The following is a 1,040-nucleotide window of genomic DNA, read 5'->3' as shown; positions in this document are numbered from 1 at the left end:
TTGTATGTGTCAACAAATTAGTTATGTTCATTGGATGGAAGATATCATGAGATGTTGACATTTTCACCCTTAATAGGACTACTATAACTGAATATGTAAACTTTTGTAACGACATTCAACATTTCTGTAATTTATCTAATAATTGTTGTACTACTTCTTCCGTGACTAATTCTAAATAAAAACTCCTCGCTCTTAATGATTTTAATGCCCCATCAGAAGATATGGTATAAATGAATTTTTGAATCCCTGATAAGTCACCAGCAATTAAAGTAATATTTTTAGATTCAGTATTATTGACTAAAGCTGCTGCAACTGCGGCCGTACTTTTAACCAAGTCTATTAAGGCTATATTTTCCTCCCCAAAACTAATAAATGAGCCAAATTTTTCCACAATTAAAGTTAACAAAGATAGATTTTCATAATCTTCTTGTTCTAAACTATCTAAGGCTGTTTTGATATCTTTTTTTAAACTCTCTAAATCTGGTTTTTCTGTAACTGGATAGGGAATTTTAGGATCATTATTATCTATAGATCGGGGTATCCAATAATGCTTTTTTGTCTGCTCTTTTTCAAGTTTCACATAATCAAATAGTAATCTTAAAGCCTGTGGTTCTTCATCTGTAGGCCAAAATAGAATATCCTGAGCTTCTTGAATAGCTTTTTTAACAGCATCATCAATACTATCTGAAGCTGATAAAGATAACTTGTTGACAACATCAGACTTAACCCAGTTTGCCAAAACTGCGATCGCTTGTTGAAGAATCTGCAATGTGACTTGATAACTTTTCATCATAAATACTTCTTATTACTACAACTGTAACTCACACCCCCAAACATCTCCGCCCCAAATATCCTCATCTCGCTGTCATCGGTAAATTTTACCTATAAGCTTATATGATTATCACTCAATATGTTGACACTCTCCGGGCTAAAGCCGCGGAGATTCTACATTCTACGTCAGAATTTGCTCTAGCAGGTTTTCGCCAACCAGAACAGAGATCCCAACTCCTGTAGCGTGACTTCGGGGATGCCCTCCCCTA

Annotated in this window: 1 protein-coding gene; it reads right to left on the bottom strand. The window is 34.8% G+C overall.

Annotated elements, in window-relative coordinates; genetic code table 11:
• Positions 1-115: 115 nt before the first annotated feature.
• A complete protein-coding gene (locus H5968_RS24970; protein ID WP_187042082.1) occupies positions 116-793 on the bottom strand; it encodes a hypothetical protein in 678 nt (225 codons plus the stop codon).
• Between the last annotated feature and the right edge of the window lie 247 nt (positions 794-1,040).

The organism is Sphaerospermopsis sp. LEGE 00249, assembly GCF_014299995.1.
In the GTDB taxonomy this organism is placed as follows: domain Bacteria; phylum Cyanobacteriota; class Cyanobacteriia; order Cyanobacteriales; family Nostocaceae; genus Sphaerospermopsis; species Sphaerospermopsis kisseleviana.
The sequence above is the reverse complement of the archived record's forward strand: the minus strand, read 5'-3'. Positions and strand labels throughout refer to the sequence as shown.